The organism is Kitasatospora sp. NPDC005748 (assembly GCF_040630735.1).
Classification (GTDB): Bacteria; Actinomycetota; Actinomycetes; order Streptomycetales; family Streptomycetaceae; genus Kitasatospora.
Genome location: NZ_JBEXYD010000015.1, coordinates 125281 through 143089, shown reverse-complemented (window position 1 = coordinate 143089; position 17809 = coordinate 125281). Strand labels below are relative to the sequence as shown.

General features: G+C 74.0%; 19 protein-coding genes. 10 read left to right on the top strand and 9 right to left on the bottom strand.

From position 1 onward, the window contains the following. Nucleotides 1-344: hypothetical protein (locus tag ABZ495_RS14800; protein WP_359836049.1), on the top strand; the 344-nt coding region annotated here is incomplete at its 5' end. 51 nt (nucleotides 345-395) lie between these two features. Here ABZ495_RS14800 and ABZ495_RS14795 read toward each other — a convergent pair. After that, a complete protein-coding gene (locus tag ABZ495_RS14795; RefSeq protein WP_359836048.1) occupies nucleotides 396-1259 on the bottom strand; it encodes an EamA family transporter in 864 nt (287 codons plus the stop codon). Between the two features lie 296 nt (nucleotides 1260-1555). Between ABZ495_RS14795 and ABZ495_RS14790 the strand changes: the two genes are divergently transcribed. Continuing rightward, nucleotides 1556-2491 (top strand): serine/threonine dehydratase, encoded by a 936-nt coding sequence (locus ABZ495_RS14790; RefSeq protein ID WP_359836046.1) that lies wholly within the window; start codon nucleotides 1556-1558, stop codon nucleotides 2489-2491. 28 nt (nucleotides 2492-2519) lie between these two features. Here the strand turns inward: ABZ495_RS14790 and ABZ495_RS14785 are convergent, their stop codons facing one another. From ABZ495_RS14785 to ABZ495_RS14755, 7 genes are all read right to left on the bottom strand, one after another. Next, nucleotides 2520-3830: a DUF2254 domain-containing protein gene (locus ABZ495_RS14785; protein WP_359836044.1), complete on the bottom strand. Its 1311-nt coding sequence runs from the start codon at nucleotides 3828-3830 to the stop codon at nucleotides 2520-2522. 91 nt (nucleotides 3831-3921) lie between these two features. Further along, the gene (locus ABZ495_RS14780) at nucleotides 3922-4746 is read right to left on the bottom strand and encodes an urease accessory protein UreD (RefSeq protein ID WP_359836043.1); all 825 of its coding nucleotides are present in this window, start codon (nucleotides 4744-4746) and stop codon (nucleotides 3922-3924) included. After that, the gene (gene ureG, locus ABZ495_RS14775; RefSeq protein ID WP_359836041.1) at nucleotides 4743-5435 is read right to left on the bottom strand and encodes an urease accessory protein UreG; all 693 of its coding nucleotides are present in this window, start codon (nucleotides 5433-5435) and stop codon (nucleotides 4743-4745) included. Before ureG ends, ABZ495_RS14780 begins: the two co-directional genes overlap by 4 nt. Beyond that, nucleotides 5425-6090 (bottom strand): urease accessory UreF family protein, encoded by a 666-nt coding sequence (locus ABZ495_RS14770; RefSeq protein ID WP_359836040.1) that lies wholly within the window; start codon nucleotides 6088-6090, stop codon nucleotides 5425-5427. Before ABZ495_RS14770 ends, ureG begins: the two co-directional genes overlap by 11 nt. Further along, nucleotides 6090-7826, bottom strand: coding sequence for an urease subunit alpha (locus tag ABZ495_RS14765; RefSeq protein ID WP_359836038.1), 1737 nt, complete (start codon nucleotides 7824-7826; stop codon nucleotides 6090-6092). Before ABZ495_RS14765 ends, ABZ495_RS14770 begins: the two co-directional genes overlap by 1 nt. Beyond that, a complete protein-coding gene (locus ABZ495_RS14760) occupies nucleotides 7819-8145 on the bottom strand; it encodes an urease subunit beta (protein WP_329490984.1) in 327 nt (108 codons plus the stop codon). The genes ABZ495_RS14765 and ABZ495_RS14760 overlap by 8 nt, the downstream gene beginning before the upstream one ends. Further along, a complete protein-coding gene (locus tag ABZ495_RS14755) occupies nucleotides 8142-8444 on the bottom strand; it encodes an urease subunit gamma (RefSeq protein WP_329490983.1) in 303 nt (100 codons plus the stop codon). The genes ABZ495_RS14760 and ABZ495_RS14755 overlap by 4 nt, the downstream gene beginning before the upstream one ends. Before the next feature lie 389 nt (nucleotides 8445-8833). Between ABZ495_RS14755 and ABZ495_RS14750 the strand changes: the two genes are divergently transcribed. Next, nucleotides 8834-10498, top strand: coding sequence for an APC family permease (locus tag ABZ495_RS14750; protein ID WP_352294313.1), 1665 nt, complete (start codon nucleotides 8834-8836; stop codon nucleotides 10496-10498). Nucleotides 10499-10575: 77 nt separating this feature from the next. Here ABZ495_RS14750 and ABZ495_RS14745 read toward each other — a convergent pair whose 3' ends face one another. Beyond that, complete coding sequence (locus ABZ495_RS14745; RefSeq protein WP_359836036.1) at nucleotides 10576-12201, bottom strand: FAD-dependent monooxygenase; 1626 nt, start codon at nucleotides 12199-12201, stop codon at nucleotides 10576-10578. 306 nt (nucleotides 12202-12507) lie between these two features. Between ABZ495_RS14745 and ABZ495_RS14740 the strand changes: the two genes are divergently transcribed. Genes ABZ495_RS14740 through ABZ495_RS14710 form a run of 7 tightly spaced genes read left to right on the top strand, consistent with a single transcriptional unit; the run spans nucleotide 12508 to nucleotide 17751 of the window. Continuing rightward, on the top strand, nucleotides 12508-13674 hold the full coding sequence (locus tag ABZ495_RS14740) for a SchA/CurD-like domain-containing protein (RefSeq protein ID WP_329490979.1): 1167 nt from the start codon (nucleotides 12508-12510) through the stop codon (nucleotides 13672-13674). A 46-nt stretch (nucleotides 13675-13720) separates the two neighbouring features. Beyond that, nucleotides 13721-14155 carry a cupin domain-containing protein gene (locus ABZ495_RS14735; protein ID WP_329490978.1) on the top strand — a complete coding sequence of 145 codons (435 nt, stop codon included), beginning with the start codon at nucleotides 13721-13723 and terminating at the stop codon, nucleotides 14153-14155. After that, nucleotides 14152-15408, top strand: coding sequence for a beta-ketoacyl-[acyl-carrier-protein] synthase family protein (locus tag ABZ495_RS14730; RefSeq protein ID WP_329490977.1), 1257 nt, complete (start codon nucleotides 14152-14154; stop codon nucleotides 15406-15408). Before ABZ495_RS14735 ends, ABZ495_RS14730 begins: the two co-directional genes overlap by 4 nt. 5 nt (nucleotides 15409-15413) lie before the next feature. After that, entirely contained in the window at nucleotides 15414-16655 is a 1242-nt protein-coding gene (locus ABZ495_RS14725) for a beta-ketoacyl synthase N-terminal-like domain-containing protein (RefSeq protein WP_329490976.1), read from the top strand. A gap of 40 nt (nucleotides 16656-16695) precedes the next feature. Continuing rightward, nucleotides 16696-16956: an acyl carrier protein gene (locus ABZ495_RS14720; RefSeq protein WP_329490975.1), complete on the top strand. Its 261-nt coding sequence runs from the start codon at nucleotides 16696-16698 to the stop codon at nucleotides 16954-16956. Nucleotide 16957: 1 nt separating this feature from the next. Then, nucleotides 16958-17413 carry an SRPBCC family protein gene (locus tag ABZ495_RS14715; protein WP_329490974.1) on the top strand — a complete coding sequence of 152 codons (456 nt, stop codon included), beginning with the start codon at nucleotides 16958-16960 and terminating at the stop codon, nucleotides 17411-17413. Nucleotides 17414-17418: 5 nt separating this feature from the next. Continuing rightward, nucleotides 17419-17751, top strand: coding sequence for a TcmI family type II polyketide cyclase (locus ABZ495_RS14710; protein WP_352297475.1), 333 nt, complete (start codon nucleotides 17419-17421; stop codon nucleotides 17749-17751). The last annotated feature ends 58 nt before the right edge of the window (nucleotides 17752-17809 follow it).

Here is a 17809-nt window from a genome sequence, read left to right as displayed (position 1 = left end):
CGGTAGCGGCCGCTGATGGCGTGCCAGTGCAGGTTGCCGGTCATGACGGTCCTGAGCCGCTCGACGTGGTCGGCGACGGTCTGCCGTTCTGCGCCCTGGTCCGGGTCGGCTTCGGCCCCGTACCGCTCGACTTCGACCGGCTCGCCGCCGAGTTCCCGGCCATCCGGAGCGGGTTCGCGCTGGCCGGCGGCGCTGACCTCGAACTGCGGCTCGTCTGCGGCGGCCCCCAGGAGTTGCGCGCGGTCTCCACCGCGCTGCTCCGGGCCGGCGCGGTGCGGGTCCAGGTCGACCTCGTGCTGCGCGCCCTGACACCTGCTCCGCCGACGCTGCGGCCGGTGCCGTAAGGCCGCCCGCGCCCCACCGTCGACCGGGCGAGGCGCGGGCGGCCCTAGCGGTCAGCCGCTCTCGCGGGTGAGCAGCGCGATCGCGGCCAGCAGCAGAACGCAGCCCGCCAGCAGGGCCGGGGTCACCGGCTCGCCGAAGCAGACGGTGGCGAGCAGCGCGGCGGTCGCCGGCTCCAGCAGCACCAGCACGGCGGCCGTCGCCCCGGGGACGGCCGTCAGACCGGTGAAGTACCAGCGGTAGGCGAGCAGCGTGGGGACGGTCCCCAGGAAGAGCAGCGCGCCCGCCGTCAGCGCCGGACCGCCCGCGGTCGGCAGCACCCCGTCGGCCGCGGCCAGGGGCAGCAGGCAGAGCATGCCGGTGGTGAAGGCACCGACGTCCGCCCGGGCCGAACCGCCGCCGCGGGCCCAGAGGGTGAGGCCGCTCTGCCCGGCGCCCGCCAGGACGGCGAGCGCCACGCCGAGCACCGGCCGCGGGCCGGCCGCCGGGGCGGCGACCAGCAGGACCAGCCCGCCCAGCGCGACCGCGATCGCGATCGCTGCCCGCGCGGTGAGCCGCTCACCGAGCAGCAGATGGGCGCCGAGACTGGTCAGGACGGGCCCCGCACCGATGGTGACCAGGGTGCCGAGGCCGAGACCGGCGTACTGCACCGAGCCGAAGTAGGCGCACTGGCTCACCGCCAGCCCGAGCCCGGTGAGCAGGGCCGCGCCGCGCGCACCGGCGCGCCCCCGGCGGGCGGGGAGGAGGGCAAGGCAGCCGGCCGCGACGGCGAACCGCCAGAAGCAGACGGCCACCGGGCCGAGCCCGGTGGTCCGCAGCAGCAGCGCGGCGGCGGCGCCGCCCAGGCCCCAGGCGACGGCGGCGGCCGAGATGGACAGCAGGCCGTGCCGGAGCGGCACGGCGGAACGAGTGGTCATGCGTTGGTTCTCCACGATGGTGGGCCGGTGACGTCCGCGGTCGACGCGGGCGGCATCCAGCGGCCCGGTGGCGACGGCGCCGCCGAGCGGGGAATCGTGGAGCGCGCCCGCTAGCGGGCGGGCGGCGGAAGAATCACGGAACACATGGCGGTCAGCCTACGCGGCCGCCCGGACCCGACCCCTGTGCGGCCCCCGCCGGGCGGTCGTGATCTTCTGCTGGTGGGCCGCCGCGACGTACCGTCGGCGGCGACGCGGTGGAAGTCGGCTTCCACCCCCGGACCGGGAGGAGCAGCAGCGTGGAGCACCTGACGTACGGCGAGGTCGAGGCGGCCGGGCGGCGGATCGCGGGGCGGGTGCGGCCGGTGGTGGTGGCACCCGGGGACGACGGCGGGCGGGTCTGGCTGGCCCTGGAGTACCTCCAGCACACCGGCAGCTTCAAGGCCCGCGGGGCGCAGAACTTCCTGCTCGCGCACACCGAGGCGGGCACCCTCCCGGCCGCCGGGGTGACCATCGCCTCCGGCGGGAACGCCGGCCTGGCCTGCGCCTGGGCGGCCCGCGAACTCGGCGTGCGGGCCACCGTGTTCCTGCCGGAGACCGCGCCCGCGGTCAAGGTGGCCCGGCTGCGCTCCTACGGGGCCGAGGTGCGGCTGGCGGGCCGCGAGTACGCCGAGGCGCTGGCGGCCTGCGAGGAGTTCGCGGCGGACGGCGGCGCGCTCGCCTCGCACGCGTACGACCACCCGCTGATCGCGGCCGGGGCCGGGACGGTGCTGGACGAGATCGTGGCCCGGCTGCCCGGTCTGGACACGGTGGTGGTCTCGGTGGGCGGCGGCGGACTGTTCGCCGGGGTGGCCGCCGCGGCGCGGGAGCACGGCGTCCGGGTGGTGGCGGTGGAGCCGACGGGGAGCCGGGCCCTGGGCGCGGCCCTCGCGGCCGGCCACCCGGTGGACGTCCCGGTGGACTCGGTGGCCGCGGACTCCCTGGGGGCCCGCCGGGCCACCGCGCTGGCCGTGCACGCCGCCCGGCAGGACGGCGTCCGCACCGTGCTGGTACCGGACGACGCCATCGTCCGGGCCCGGCAGGCGCTCTGGGACGAGCGGCGGATCGCCGTCGAGCACGCGGCGGCCACCGCGCTCGCCGCGGTGACGGAGCTGGACGACGTGGCCGGCGAGCGGATCGCGGTGCTGCTCTGCGGCGCCAACACCGACCCCTCCGACCTGGTGGCGGCCGGGTAGTCGGGCGGCGGCCCGGCCCCGGGGCTCCTCAGCCGATGCCCTGCCGGTCCGGCAGCAGGGCGAAGGCGCGGACCTCCGGATCGGGCAGCTGTTCGACCACGGCACGGTCCAACAGGCGCCGCTGCTCCAGGAGTTGCAAGCGCCGCCGGTCGGGGCTGATCAGCAGCAGGTCCTCCAGGGCGGCCGCCAGCCGGCGGGTCACCTGCGGATGGCCCGCCCCGCAGAGCCGGATCTCGGTGAACGCGAGGTCGACCACGGACTGCCAGTCCGGCACCGGTTCGACCAGCCGGACGACGCCGGCCCGGTCGCGGAAGCAGAGGTCCCCGAAGCTCTCGTGCACCAGCATCCCGAGCAGTTGGTGGATCCGGTCGATCGCCTGCACGGCGGTGGTCGGGTCGTTGACGGCGGGCGAGAGCGCGCGGATCGCGATGTCGACCAGCTGCCGGAACCCGAAGCTGAGGTCCTGGTGCATGGTGCGGTCGACGCCGACGTTGAGCGCCAGGGCGATCCCCCGCGGGCGCGGCGGCCGGTCGGCGGCCCCGGCCACCCGGACGATCGGGGTGCCGGGCGTGATGAAGTCGCCGATCCTGGGCACCAGATGGAGCACCACGTCGTGCTTGCGGGCGATCCGGACCAGGCGGCCGATGTTGACGTCGCGCAGCACCCCGGAGCGCCCCTCGTGGAGCAGGGTGGGCGCCCCCTCCGGGACGGCCGGCGGCTGCGGCTCGGGCGGCATCCTTCGGTACTGGAGGATCACCGCCACCGACTCGTTGGCGACCCGGTCGATGACGTGCGGCACCCGCAGCAGCCGCATGGTGGACTGCACGTAGAGCACGAACAGCGCCAGGCTGAGCAGCACCAGCAGGAGGGAGCCGAGGCCGGAGAAGACCGGCACCGAGGTGACCTTCGCCGGGTCGGTGGAGTCGTCGTAGCTGAGCTGGACGAGCAGGGCGAACAGGAAGGTGGCCAGGCAGACCGAGAAGGTGGCCTTGGTGAGCCGGCTGCGGACGTACAGCCGCAGGACGCGCGGGGAGAACTGGCTGGCGCCCATCTGCAGGGCGACCAGCGAGATCGAGAACACCACGCCGATGAACGTGAGCATCGCCGAACTCACCGTCGAGACCACGCTCTTGGCCGCACCGGTGAACCGCATCAGCTCGTCCGCCGAGCCGGTCTCGGCGACGCTGGCGGTGACCACGGCCTCGTCCAGCCAGGCCGTCACCCCGGAGAGCAGTACCGCGGCGACGCAGGTGACCAGCGGGGCGAACCAGAACGACTCCCGCAGGTGCTCGCGCAGCGGGGAGAGCGGGCGGTAGCGGCCGGGCCGGCGATCGGTCATCGCCCCAGGCTAGGGCTTGTCCGACCATTCGCATCGGATCAGCGCCCGGCCGGCCGCGCGCGGGGCCACCCCGCGGCGGCCGCCCCGGCGCTCAGCCCCCGTCGAGCACCCGCCGGAGGGCGAGCGCGTCGGGGGCCGCGGCGATGAGCAGCCGGGCGTCCGGATCGGGCAGGGCGAGCAGAGCGGCGTCCCCGGCCTCGGGCCACCGCGGCGGCGCGGGCGGCGGGTGGCCGACGGTGAGCAGCTGGCCGGTGGCCCGGTGGCCGCCGAGGACGGCGGGACCGTCCCAGCCGGGAGCGCCGGGGCCGAGGTCGGTCCGCTGGTCCAGCAGGAGCCGGCCGGCCCGGCGCACGGTCAGCCGGGAGGTGAGCCGGCCGGGGCCGGCGGCCCGGGCCCAGTCGTGGTGGCGGCCGAGGATCTGCTCCTCGCGGTAGCGCAGCCGGGCACCGGCGGCGAGGGTGATCCGGGTGTGCAGCAGGAGGTGGCTGCCGGCGGCGGCGACCACCGGCTCGGGGCACCAGTCGAGCCGGGCGCCCTCCCCCACCGTCAGTTCGACGTCGTAGTGGGCGGGGCCGGGGCCGGGCAGGCTGATGGTGGCGGCCGCGCTGGTCACGGTGAGGGCCGCGCCGTCGGCCACCTCGACCGCGAGTGCCAGCCGGTCGCCGCCGAGCGGCGCGGCCATCGAGCCGACGATCACCACCCGGGCTCCGCCGTCGGCGTCCCGGGTGCGCCGTGGGGCGAGCGGTCCGGCGCCGGAGAGGACGGGCAGGGCGGTCGCGCCCCGCCCGTCGGGTTCGGCCCGGATCCGGGCCCGGGCCACCAGCGCGGCCCGGGGCGCGTCGGCCGGGACGGGACCGGCCGCGGCCGTCGTCACCGGAGCCGTCAGGTTGGGAGCCGTCACCATGGGAGCCGTCACGGCCGGGTGCGCCAGTCGGCCAGCCGCTCCCGGACCCAGGCGGCGACCGGTGCCACGCCGTCGGGCGAGGTGAGCGCGGAGAACACGGTGGGCAGGGGGCCGCGCTGGGCGGCGGCGTCGCGGGCCATCACGTCGAGGTCGGCGCCGACCAGCGGGGCGAGGTCGGTCTTGTTGATCACCAGCAGGTCCGAGGTGGAGATCCCCGGGCCGCCCTTGCGCGGGATCTTGTCCCCGCCGGAGACGTCGATGACGAAGATCTGGTGGTCGACCAGGCCCCGGCTGAAGGTGGCGGTGAGGTTGTCGCCGCCGGACTCGACCAGGACGAGGTCGAGCGGCCCGACCGCCTCCTCCAGCTCCTCGACGGCCTCCAGGTTGGCGGAGATGTCGTCGCGGATGGCGGTGTGCGGGCAGCAGCCGGTCTCCACGGCGGTGATCCGCTCGGGCGGCAGGACGGCGTTGCGCAGCAGGAACTCCGCGTCCTCGGTGGTGTAGATGTCGTTGGTGACGACGGCCAGCGACAGCTCCTCGCGCAGCAGGCGGCAGAGCGCGGCGACGGTGGCGGTCTTGCCGGAGCCGACCGGCCCGCCGAGGCCGATCCGCAGGGCGCGCCGGCGGGTGCCGCCGGTGGCGGTGGAGGTGTAGGTGTGGCGGGCGGGGGCGTCGACGGGGTCGGCGTGGTCACGATGCAAAGAGGCGGACCTTCCAGGAGTGGTGCTGCTCGGCGTAGACGTCGAGCAGCGGCGCGGAGGCGGCGGGCAGCGCGTCCGGGTCCCCGCACAGGGCGGCGGTGACGGCGGCCTCGGCCACGGTGTCGAGTTCGGGGGCGAGCCGGGCCAGCGCGGCCGCGACCTCGTACGGGTCCAGGCCCAGCAGCCGCACGCAGGCGGTGGCCGGGCCGTTGACGCTCTCGTGGGCGGCGGCGGTCGCGGCCTGAGCGGGGGTGAGGCCGGCGGCCAGCGCGGCGGTGCCGAGGACGATGCTCTGGTGCGCGCCGCGCGGGAACTCGGCGGCCAGCCGGTCGAGTCCGGGGTGCGGCCAGGCCGCGCGGGCGGCGCGAAGCAGTTGTCGGCCGAGCCGGCGGCTGGTGGCGCGCAGGGCGGGTGAGGCGGTGCGGGCCTCGGCGGCCGCGTCGAGCCGGCCGGCGTCCTGGCCGGCGGCGGCCGCCGCGGCCAGGGCGGCCGATACCAGACCGGTGGTGTGCAGCCGCCCGGTGAGGAAGGCCGTCATGCTCGCGGTGTCCCGCACCCGCCCGGACCGGACCGCCGCCTCGGCCCCGCCGGAGTGGGCGTGCCCGCCGGCGGGGAACCGGCCGTCGGCGAGCAGCAGGAGCGCTGCGAGGCCCATCAGAAGAGGAAGTACCGCTGGGCGAGCGGCAGTTCGGCGGCCGGTTCGGGGGTGACGAGTTCCCCGTCGATGGTGACGGTGAAGGTGTCGGGTTCGACCCGGACGTCCGGCCGCGCGCTGTTGTTGACCATCCGCTCCTTGGTGACCCCCCGGGTGTTCCGGATCGCGCTGAACGCCTTGGCGACCCCCAGCTGTTCGGCCAGCCGCTCGGGCAGGCCGTCCTCGATCGCCGCCGCCGCGGTGAAGTTGAGCGAGTTGGCCGCCGCCGAGCGCCCGATGGCGCCGAACATCGGCCGGGGCAGCATCGGCTGGGGCGTCGGGATGGACGCGTTGGCGTCGCCCATCTGCGCCCAGGCGATCTGGCCGCCCTTGACCACGAGGTCCGGCTTGACCCCGAAGAAGGCGGGTGACCAGAGCACCAGGTCGGCGAGCTTGCCCGGTTCGACCGAGCCGATCTCGCCGTCCAGACCCTGGGCGACGGCCGGGTTGATGGTGTACTTGGCGACGTAGCGCCGGGCCCGGTGGTTGTCGGCCCGGCCGTCGCCGGCGAGCGGGCCGCGCCGGGCCTTCATCACGTGGGCGGTCTGCCAGGTGCGCAGGACCACCTCCCCGATCCGGCCCATGGCCTGGGAGTCGGAGCTGATGATGGAGATGGCGCCGAGGTCGTGCAGGATGTCCTCGGCGGCGATGGTCGACGGCCGGATCCGGGACTCGGCGAAGGCGAGGTCCTCCGGCACGTACGGGCTGAGGTGGTGACAGACCATCAGCATGTCGAGGTGCTCGGAGACGGTGTTGACGGTGTGCGGCCTGGTCGGGTTGGTGGAGCTGGGCAGCACGTTCGCGGCGCCCACCACGGTGATGATGTCCGGCGCGTGGCCGCCGCCCGCACCCTCGGTGTGGTAGGCGTGGACGCCCCGGCCGGCGATCGCCGCGAGGGTGTCGCCGACGAAGCCGGCCTCGTTCAGGGTGTCGGTGTGGATGGCCAGTTGGGCACCGGTCTCGTCGCAGACCCGGAGGCAGGCGTCGATCGCGGCCGGCGTGGCGCCCCAGTCCTCGTGGATCTTGAACCCGAGCGCGCCGGCCCGCAGCTGGTCGTGCATCGAGACCCGGTTGACGGTGTTGCCCTTGCCGAGCAGGCCGATGTTGACCGGCAGGCCGTCCAGTGCCGCGAAGACCCGGCCGAGGTGCCACGCCCCCGGAGTGATCGTGGTCGCCTTGCTGCCCTCGGCCGGTCCGGTGCCGCCGCCGACCAGGGTGGTGACCCCGGAGGCCAGCGCCTCGTCCACCAACTGCGGGCAGATGAAGTGCACATGGGCGTCCACGGCGCCGGCGGTGACGATCCGGCCGTTGCCGGAGATCACCTCGGTCTCCGGTCCGATCACCAGGTCCGGGTGGACACCGTCCATGGTCTCGGGGTTGCCGGCCTTGCCGAGGGCGGTGATCCGGCCGTCCCGGATGCCGATGTCGGCCTTGACGACGCCCCAGTGGTCGAGCACCACGGCGCCGGTGATGACGGTGTCCGGGGCGCCCTCGGCCCGGCTGGTCCGGGCCTGGCCCATCGACTCCCGGATCACCTTGCCGCCACCGAAGACGACCTCGTCGCCGCCGCGGCCGCGGTCCTCCTCGACCTCGATCAGCAGATTCGTGTCACCGAGCCGGATCCGGTCGCCGGTGGTCGGGCCGTACAGGTCGGCGTAGCGCTCGCGAGTCAGCCAGAGGGCGGGGCGGTCAGTCATCGAGCGCACCTCCGACCGCGCCGCGCAGGCCGAGGACCTCGCGCCGGCCGGCGATCGGGACGAGTTCGACCTCCACCGGGATGCCCGGTTCGAAGCGGACGGCGGTGCCGGCCGGGATGTTCAGCCGTAGGCCGCGCGCGGTGGACCGGTCGAAGTCCAGGCCGGGGTTGGCCTCCCCGAAGTGGTAGTGCGAGCCCACCTGGACGGGCCGGTCGGCGGCGTTGACGACGGTCAGCCGGGTGACCGGCAAACCGGGGTTGAGGCCGATCGCGCCCTCCCCGTGGAGGATCTGCCCCGGGAACGCCCGCTCGCCGCTCACTGGATCGGCCCGTGCACGGTGACCAGCTTGGTCCCGTCCGGGAAGGTCGCCTCGACCTGGACGTCCGGGATCATCTCCGCGATCCCCTCCATGACGTCGTCCCGGGTGAGCACCTTGCGGCCGGAGTCCATCAGCTCGGCGACGGTCCGGCCGTCCCGGGCGCCCTCCAGGACGTGCGAGGTGATCAGCGCGACCGTCTCGGGGTGGTTGAGCCGCAGCCCCCGCGCCCGGCGGGCGCGGGCCACCTCGGCGGCCACGTGGATGAGCAGGCGTTCCTGCTCGTGGGGGGTGAGTCTCATCTGCGCGCACCTCGGGAGGAGTTCGAGCGCACGGACACAACGCTGTGCCGCGGTGGTGGCGCATACCGTAGCGAACGAACGACCCCGGCCACAGGGCACCTCACCGATTCCGCCCGGTATCCCTATGCGGCCGCCACTATTTCTATAACCCTATTTGCCGTCCACATTGCCGGATCTTGTGCGGAACCTCAATTCCGGCTCAAATGCTGGACCTACCGGCGAGTCACGTAACACACACATGAACAGAGGACCCCCTACCAGCGGGAATGTCTGGGGAAGTAGGTAAACATTCAGTAATGAAATCTGTGCATAGGCCTATGAATACGCCTACTGTGTGGCAACTCTCCGCGCTCCGTCCGCCGGGTTCCCACACCACAGAGAGATTTCGCATGGCATCCCTCAACCAGCTGTCCCCGCCGAGCACCGGCACCTCTCCCGATTCCGGGACACCCACCCATCGGTCGCTCCGCCGCGAGGTCGGCCTGATCGGCCTGCTGTGGGCCTCGGTGGGTTCGATCATCGGCTCCGGCTGGCTGTTCGGCGCCAAGAACGCCGTCATGGTCGCCGGGCCGGCCGCGCTCGTCTCCTGGGGCATCGGCGCCGTCGCGATCGTCCTGCTCGCCCTGGTGCACGCCGAGCTGGGCGGGCTCTTCCCGGTCGCCGGCGGCACGGCCCGCTACCCGCACTACGCCTTCGGCGGTCTGGCGGGCATGTCCTTCGGCTGGTTCTCCTGGCTGCAGGCCGCGACCGTGGCACCGATCGAGGTCGAGGCCATGATCGGGTACGCGGGGCACTGGGAGTTCGCCAAGAGCTTCCTGAACGACAACGGCACCCTCACCACCAGCGGCTTCATCGTCGCCGTCCTGCTGATGGGCGTTTTCGTCGCGGTCAACTTCCTCGGTGTGCGGGTGCTGGCCCACACCAACTCGATCGCCACCTGGCTGAAGATCTTCGTCCCGCTGCTGACGATCTTCGTGCTCGCGCTGACCAACTTCCACGGTTCGAACTTCACCTCGCACGGCTTCGCCCCGTTCGGCATCAAGGGCGTGCTGGCCGCGATCAGCTCCAGCGGCATCATCTTCGCGCTGCTGGGCTTCGAGCAGGCGATCCAGATCTCCGGCGAGAGCCGCAACCCCAAGCGCGACATCCCCCGCGCGGTGCTCGGCTCGGTCGCCATCGGCACCCTGATCTACGTCCTGCTCCAGGTCGTCTTCATCGGCGCGCTGCCGCTCAGCTCCTTCGCCAACGGCTGGGACAAGCTCGACTTCCCCGGCATCGAGGGCCCGTTCGCCGGCCTCGCCACCCTGGTCGGCCTCGGCTGGCTGGCCTGGGTGCTCTACTTCGACGCCATCGTCTCCCCCGGCGGCACCGGCCTGATCTACACCACCTCCACCTCGCGCATCTCCTACGGCCTGAGCAAGAACGGCTACGCGCCGCAGAAGTTCGAGCAGTTGGACAGCCGGGGCGTGCCGTGGTTCGGCCTGATCCTCTCCTTCGTCACCGGCGTCGTCTGCTTCCTGCCCTTCCCGAGCTGGCAGGAGCTGGTCGGCTTCATCACCTCCGCCAGCGTGCTGATGTACGCCGGCGCCCCGCTGGCCTTCGGCGCGCTGCGCCGCCGCCTGCCCACCCGTGAGCGCTCGTACCGGCTGCCGCTCGGCGGCGTGATCTCGCCGCTGGCCTTCGTGGTCGCCAGCCTGATCATCTACTGGGCCGGCTGGCACACCCTGTCCCGCCTGGGCATCGCGATCGTCCTCGGCTACGTGCTGCTCGGCAGCTACGCCGCCTACGCGATCCGCAAGGGCCTGCCGAACGCCCCGCGCCTGGACTGGCGGGCCGCCCAGTGGCTACCGGTCTACCTGGTGGGCCTCGGCCTGATCTCCTGGCAGGGCGGCTTCGGCGAGGGCCGCGGCAACATCCCGATGTGGTGGGACATGGGCGTGGTCGCCGTCTTCGCCCTCGGCGTCTACTTCTGGGCGATCCGGGTCGCGCTGCCGGCCGAGGCCATCGAGCAGAACATCGAGGACATCGAGGTGGTCGACGCCGGCGGTCACTGACCCTTCGTCGGACACCACGGGGCGGGCCCGCCGGTACACACCGGCGGGCCCGCCCCGCGTTCGCCGCCCGCTCGCGGCTACAGCTTGAGCGCCGTACGCAGCGCCGCCTCCACCGCCGCCTCCGGGTCCGCCACCGCGTCCTCGCTCCGCCAGGCGACGAAGCCGTCCGGGCGGACCAGCACCGCGCCGCCCGGCCGGAGGCCGTGCAGCTCGGCGAAGTCCGCGCCGGGCTCGGGCGCCAGGTCGTCCTCCGCCCCGGTACCGATCCGGTAGGTGTCCAGCGGCACGGCCAGCCGGTCGGCCGCCCGGCGGGCGCCCTGGTGCCAGGCCGTGCCCTCGGGGCCGGTCAGCAGCACCATCGCCTGCTCGTACAGGTCGAGGGTGGAGAGCTTGACGCCCGCCCGCAGCAGCCACTGGTGCGGCGCCCGGCTGCCGGGTTCGCCGCCGGACTCGAACGCCTCCGGCACCACCGGCCCGGCCGGGTCCGCCCCGGCGACCGCGCCCACCGGGTAGCGGTAGCCGAGTGCCACCGCCAGCACCCCGGCCTGCCGCCCGACCCCGGGCACCACCGCGTACCCGGGGTGGCTGTGCTCGGCGGACCGCGCCGAGGCCCGCTCGCTGGTCACCTCCGCCACCGGCCGGCGCTCCTGCCCGTACGTCTCCAGCAGCCCCGGTCCGGCCCAGCCGCAGAGCACCGCGGCCAGCTTCCAGGCCAGGTTGTGGGAGTCCTGGATGCCGGTGTTCGAGCCGAACGCGCCGGTCGGCGACATCTCGTGCGCGGAGTCCCCGGCCAGGAAGACCCGCCCGGCGGAGTACCGCATCGCCACCCGCTCGGCCGCGTGCCAGGGGGCCTTGCCGGTGACCTCCACCTCAAGGTCCGGCACCCCGACGGCGGCCCGGATGTGCCGGACGCACCGCTCGTCGGTGAACGCCTCCAGCGGCTCGCCGTGCTCCGGGTGCCACGGCGCGTGGAAGACCCACTCCTCGTGGTTGTCCACCGGCAGCAGCGCGCCGTCGGCGTCCGGGTTGGTCAGGTAGCAGGCGATGAAGTGCCGGTCGCCCACCACCTCGGCCAGCCGCTTGGCCCGGAAGGTGATGCTGACGTTGTGGAACAGCTCGCCCTTGCCGCTCTGGCCGATGCCCAGCGCCTCCCGGGCCGGGCTGCGCGGGCCGTCCGCCGCGATCAGGTACTGGGCCCGGACGGTGCGCTCCTCGCCGGTCTCCCGGCTGCGCAGCAGCGCCGTCACCCCCTCGTCGTCCTGTTCGAAGGAGACCAGCTCGGTGCCGAAGCGCAGCTCGCCGCCGAGCTCGCGGGCGGCCTTCAGCAGGACCGGCTCCAGGTCGTTCTGGCTGCACAGGCACCAGGAGCTGGGGCTGAACCGGGCCAGCCGGCCGCCCGGGTCGATCTCCCGGAACAGCCACTCCTGCTCCTCGCCGGTCAGCGAGGGGGCCTGCAGGATGCCGTGGTTCGCGGCGAGCACCGAGGCGGCCTCGCGGATCGCCGTCTCGATCCCCGCCCCCCGGTAGAGCTCCATCGTGCGGACGTTGTTGCCTCGGCCACGCGGGTGACGCGAGGTGTCGGCGTGCTTCTCGACCAGCAGGTGTCTGACACCCAGTCGGCCCAGGAAGAGTGAGGCCGACAGCCCGACCAGCGAGCCGCCGACGATCAGGACCGGCACCCGGTCGTCAATCTTCGGATTCATCAATTGCTCCAGCCTGTACGGGGGTTCGCGACCCGGCTACGGGGCTCGGCGTCGCCCTCGGCGGGGCCCGCGCGCACGTCGGCCCCGCTCTTCCATCCCCCGCCGCGGGTCCCTTCTGCCGCCTCGTCGCCCGGATGGCCCGCATATCTCGCGCCACTCGTGGGGTCCGCGCACGATCGACCTCAGGCCTGGCCCCCACCCGCCCGGGCCGACCGCCACCGCACCGCCCTCCCCCCGCCGGGGCCCGTCCGGACGGAAGCCGCCCGGCGCACGGCGCGGGCAGCGCCCGAAGCAAGAAAGTGGATCATGACGACTCTGTCCGAACCGCAGGCCGAGCAGCACTCCGAGCAGCACACCCGACTGCGCGTGATGCTGATGCTGGAGATCAAGGACGGCGCCCAGCAGCGCTTCCTCGACGTGTACGAGAAGCTGCGCCACCAGGTGGCCTCGGTCCCCGGCCACGTCAGCGACCAGCTCTGCCAGTCGATCAACGACCCGCGGCAGTGGCTCATCACCAGCGAGTGGAAGGACCAGGAGACCTTCCTGGAGTGGGTGGACAGCCCCGCCCACCGCGAGATGGTCAAGCCGATGCACGGCTGCGTCAGCGACACCTTCCGCTCGCTGCGCTACTCCATCCTCCGGGAGACCTCCGCGGCCGGCGCCACCGGCACCCGCAAGCCGGTGGACGTGCCGCCCGGCCTGCCGCGCACCGCGCCGGCCGGGCACGTCGGCCCGCCGCAGGCCGCGCCCGGCCCGGACGGGGTGGTCCGGCACGCCCTGACCTTCACCGTCAAGCCCGGCAGCGAGCACGAGGTGGCCCGGATCCTCTCCGGCTACGCCTCCCCCAAGGCCGAGGTCGACGAGACCACCCAGCTGCGCCGCACCTCCCTCTTCATGCACGGCAACCGGGTGGTCCGGGCCGTCGAGGTGGTCGGCAACCTGGGCGACGCGCTGCGCCACGTGGCGATGCAGCCCGAGGTCCGCGCCGTCGAGGAGGCCATCAACCCGTACCTGGAGGAGGCCCGCCAGCTCGGCGACCCGCAGGCGGCACGCGCCTTCTTCGCCCGTGCGGCGCTGCCCGCCGAGCACCAGGCGATCGCCGGCTCCCCGGCCTCCGGCCGGCTGCACCGGCACGCCGTGCTCTACCCCGTCAAGCCGGGCAACGGCGCGGCCGTGGCCGCCCTGCTCGCCGAGCACGACAACCTGGCCACCGCCGACCCGACCGGCCCGCTCGCGGCCGCCACCGTCTTCCACCGGGAGGACGTCGTGGTCCGCCTGGTGGACCTGCGGGTCCCGGCCGAGGCCGAGCCGGCCGTCGCCCTGGGCGTGGCCGGCGAGCGCGAGGCCACCGTCCTCGGCCGGCTGCTGGACCTCGGCGCCGAGGGCGACCTGCGCACCGTCGCCGGCCTGAGCGCCCTCCTCGCCGCCCGCGCCATGAGCCCGGTCACCGACCGCAGCTCGCAGCTCACCTGACCGACCATCGGCCCTGCGCCGGCTCCGACTCCCGAAGGAAGAAACCATGTCCACGCAGTACCCACGGATCGTGCACGTCGACGAGGCGCCGGAGAACCGCCGGCGCGGCGGCGACCTGCGCGCCATGCTCACCCCGACCACCTGCGGCGCCACCAGCGGCTTCATGGGCCTGGCCATCGTGCAGCCCGGCGAGCGGATCGGCGAGCACTACCACCCGTACTCCGAGGAGTTCGTCTTCGTGGTCGCCGGCGAACTGGAGGTGGACCTGGACGGGGTGACCCACTCGCTCCGGCCCGACCAGGGCCTGATGATCCCGATCGACATGCGCCACCGCTTCCGCAACGTCGGCGACACCGAGGCCCGGATGGTCTTCCACCTCGGCCCGCTCGCCCCCCGCCCGGAGCTCGGCCACGTCGACACCGAGGAGACCGAGGGAGCGGTGACCTCCGGTCCGCCGGAACACGCCAAGGTGGCTTCGTGACCCGGCGGGTCGCCGTCACGGGGATCGGTGTGGTCGCGCCCGGCGGCGTGGGCGTACCGGCCTTCTGGCAACTGCTCACCTCCGGCCGGACGGCGACCAGGGGCATCACGCTCTTCGATCCCACCGGATTCCGCTCCCGGATCGCCGCCGAGTGCGACTTCGACCCGGCGGCGCACGGGTTGAGCCCGGAGGACGTCCAACGGGCCGACCGCTACGTGCAGTTCGCCATGGTGGCGGCGGACGAGGCGATCGCCGACTCGGGCCTGGACCTGGCCGCGGAGGACCCGTGGCGGATCGGCGTCTCGCTCGGCACCGCCGTCGGCGGCACCACCCGGCTGGAGCACGACTACGCCCTGGTCAGCGCCGGCGGCGCGCGCTGGGACGTGGACCACCGACGAGCCGAGCCGCAGCTGCACCGCGCCTTCGCACCCAGCACGCTGGCCTCCGCGGTCGCCGAGCGCACCGGTGCGCACGGCCCGGTGCAGACCGTCTCCACCGGGTGCACCTCCGGACTGGACGCGATCGGCTACGCCTTCCAGGCGGTCGAGGAGGGGCGCGCCGACATCTGCGTCACCGGCGCCTCCGACTCGCCGATCTCACCGATCACCGTCGCCTGCTTCGACGCCATCAAGGCCACCAGCGAACGCAACGACGACCCGGAGCACGCCTCCCGCCCCTTCGACGCCCACCGCGACGGCTTCGTGCTCGGCGAGGGCGGCGCCGTCCTGGTGCTGGAGGAGCTGGAGCACGCCCGGCGGCGCGGGGCCCGGATCTACGGCGAGATCGGCGGCTTCGCGACCTTCGGCAACGCGTACCACATGACCGGCCTCACCCAGGAGGGGCTGGAGATGTCCCGGGCGATCGACGAGTCGCTCGCCCACGCCCGGGTGGACCGCACCGACGTCGACTACGTCAACGCGCACGGCTCGGGCACCAAACAGAACGACCGGCACGAGACGGCGGCCGTCAAGCGCTCGCTCGGTGAGCACGCGTACCGGACGCCGATGAGCTCGATCAAGTCGATGGTCGGGCACTCGCTCGGCGCGATCGGCGCGATCGAGGTGGTCGCCTGCACCCTCGCACTGGCCCACGGCGTGGTACCGCCGACCGCCAACTACGAGACTCCGGACCCGGAGTGCGACCTCGACTACGTGCCGCGCACCGCGCGCGAGCTGCCCCTCCGGCACATCCTGTCGGTCGGCAGCGGATTCGGCGGATTCCAGTCCGCCGTCGTGCTCAACAGAACGGGGTGAGATCCATGACGTCACGTCAGCAGGGCCGCCGGGCGGTGGTCACCGGCCTCGGCGTGGTCGCGCCGAACGGTGTGGGGGCCGACGCCTTCTGGAAGGCCACCAGGCAGGGCGTGAGCGTCCTCGACCGGATATCCCGCGAGGGCTGCGCGGACTTTCCGCTGCGCGTCGCCGGCCAGGTACGGGACTTCGACCCGCAGTCCGTGATCGACAGCCGCTACCTGGTGCAGACCGACCGCTTCACGCACTACGCGATGGCCGCCGCCGACCTGGCGGTGGCGGACGCCGGGTTCGTTCCCGACCCCGACCAGCCGTTCGGGGTGGGCGTGGTGACCGCGGCCGGCTCCGGCGGCGGCGAGTTCGGCCAGCGCGAACTGCAGCAACTCTGGGGCCAGGGGCCACAGTTCGTCGGCCCCTACCAGTCCATCGCGTGGTTCTACGCGGCCAGCACCGGCCAGGTCTCGATCCGGGGCGGCTACAAGGGCCCGTGCGGGGTGGTCGCCAGCGACGAGGCCGGCGGCCTGGACGCCCTCGCGCACGCCGCCCGGGCCATCGAGCGCGGCACCGACGCGGTGGTGGCCGGCGCGGCCGAGGCCCCGCTGGCGCCGTACTCGATGGTCTGCCAGCTCGGCTACCCCGAGCTCAGCCTCGACGACCGGCCGGACCGGGCCTACCTGCCGTTCTCCGCCGCCGCCAACGGCTTCGCCCCCGCCGAGGGCGGCGCGATGCTGCTGCTGGAGGACGAGGAGACGGCCCGCCGGCGCGGCGCGACCGTCCGGGCGTACCTGGCCGGGCACGGCGCCACGTTCACCGGCGCCTCCCGCTGGGAGGAGTCCCGCGAGGGGCTGGCCAACGCCGTCCGGATCGCGCTCGACCAGGCCCGGATCGCCCCGGAGGAGGTCGACGTGGTCTTCGCCGACGCCCTCGGCGTCCCGGCCGCCGACCGCGCCGAGGCGCTGGCCCTGGCCGACGCCCTGGGCCCGTACGCCGAGCGGGTACCGGTGACCGCCCCGAAGGCGGGCACCGGCCGGGCGTACTGCGGCGCACCCCTGCTGGACACCGCCGCCGCGGTGCTCGCCATGGAGGACGGCGTGGTGCCGCCCACCCCCAACGTCACCGAGGTCTGCCACGACCTCGCCCTGGTGACCGGCCGCGCCCGCCCGGCCGAGCTGCGCACCGCGCTGGTGCTCAGCCGCGGGCTGATGGGCTCCAACTCCGCGCTGGTGCTCCGGCGTGGGGACCGGGCCTGACCGAACCACTGCTCTGGCAACGAACTGAAGGGAACATCCCGTGAGCAACACCCTCAGCCATCCCGAACTGGCCGCGCTGATCCAGGCGCGGGCCGGCGTGGTGATCGACCCGCTCGACCTGGAGCGCCCGGGCGCCAGCTTCGACGACTTCGGCGTGGACTCCCTCGGTCTGCTCGGCGTGGTCGGCGAGCTGGAGAACCGACACGGCGTGAAGGTCACCAACGGAGCGGAGTCGGCGAAGACGCCGGCCGAGTTCCTCGACCTGGTGAACTCCTCGTTCGCCACGAAGGCCGGTGCCTGAGATGCCCGGACACACGGACAACGAGATCGTCATCGCCGCCCCGCTCGACCTGGTCTGGGAAGTCACCAACGACCTGGAGAACTGGCCGCAGCTGTTCAGCGAGTACGCCTCGGTCGAGGTGCTGCAGCGCGACGGCGACAGCGTGCGGTTCCGGCTGACCATGCACCCGGACGAGAACGGCCAGGTGTGGAGCTGGGTCTCCGAGCGCACCACCGACCGGGCCTCGCTCGCGGTGCGCGCCCGCCGGGTCGAGCCCGGGCCGTTCGAGTTCATGGACATCCGCTGGGAGTACGCGGAGGTCCCGGCCGGCACCAGGATGCGCTGGGTGCAGGACTTCGCGATGAAGCCCACCGCGCCGGTCGACGACGACGGCATGGTGAACCACATCAACCGCAACTCGCGGGTCCAGATGCAGCTGATCCGCGAGAAGGTCGAGAAGCAGGCGGGGGAGGTCTGAACCGGATGCACCGCGCACTGATCGTCGCCCGGATGAAGCCGGACGCCGCCGGCGGCATCGCCGAGGTATTCGCCGAGTCCGACCGGGGCGAACTCCCGCACCTGATCGGCGTCACGGGGCGCAGCCTCTTTCAGTTCGGCGACGTCTACCTGCACCTGATCGAGGCGGACCGCCCGCCGGGCCCGGCCGTCGCCCGGGTCGTCGAGCACCCGGAGTTCCGGGACGTCAGCGACCGGCTCACCGCCTACGTCCAGGCTTACGACCCGGCCACCTGGCGGGGGCCCAAGGACGCCATGGCGCACGAGTTCTACCGGTGGGAGCGCGGCGGCGCGAGCTGACACCGCGTACCACCGGCCCGGCGGGCCGCCCCCGGCGCAGGTCGGGAGGCGGCCCGCC

Excerpts from the sequence above, each read along its gene's own strand:
- ABZ495_RS14715 (WP_329490974.1), top strand. The coding sequence starts at position 16,958 with ATGCCCGGACACACGGACAACGAGATCGTCATCGCCGCCCCGCTCGAC.
- ABZ495_RS14740 (WP_329490979.1), top strand. The coding sequence starts at position 12,508 with ATGACGACTCTGTCCGAACCGCAGGCCGAGCAGCACTCCGAGCAGCAC.
- ABZ495_RS14755 (WP_329490983.1), bottom strand. The coding sequence starts at position 8,444 with ATGAGACTCACCCCCCACGAGCAGGAACGCCTGCTCATCCACGTGGCC.
- ABZ495_RS14795 (WP_359836048.1), bottom strand. The coding sequence starts at position 1,259 with ATGACCACTCGTTCCGCCGTGCCGCTCCGGCACGGCCTGCTGTCCATC.
- ABZ495_RS14745 (WP_359836036.1), bottom strand. The coding sequence starts at position 12,201 with ATGAATCCGAAGATTGACGACCGGGTGCCGGTCCTGATCGTCGGCGGC.
- ABZ495_RS14765 (WP_359836038.1), bottom strand. The coding sequence starts at position 7,826 with ATGACTGACCGCCCCGCCCTCTGGCTGACTCGCGAGCGCTACGCCGAC.
- ABZ495_RS14750 (WP_352294313.1), top strand. The coding sequence starts at position 8,834 with ATGGCATCCCTCAACCAGCTGTCCCCGCCGAGCACCGGCACCTCTCCC.
- ABZ495_RS14770 (WP_359836040.1), bottom strand. The coding sequence starts at position 6,090 with ATGGGCCTCGCAGCGCTCCTGCTGCTCGCCGACGGCCGGTTCCCCGCC.
- ABZ495_RS14710 (WP_352297475.1), top strand. The coding sequence starts at position 17,419 with ATGCACCGCGCACTGATCGTCGCCCGGATGAAGCCGGACGCCGCCGGC.
- ABZ495_RS14785 (WP_359836044.1), bottom strand. The coding sequence starts at position 3,830 with ATGACCGATCGCCGGCCCGGCCGCTACCGCCCGCTCTCCCCGCTGCGC.
- ABZ495_RS14735 (WP_329490978.1), top strand. The coding sequence starts at position 13,721 with ATGTCCACGCAGTACCCACGGATCGTGCACGTCGACGAGGCGCCGGAG.
- ABZ495_RS14725 (WP_329490976.1), top strand. The coding sequence starts at position 15,414 with ATGACGTCACGTCAGCAGGGCCGCCGGGCGGTGGTCACCGGCCTCGGC.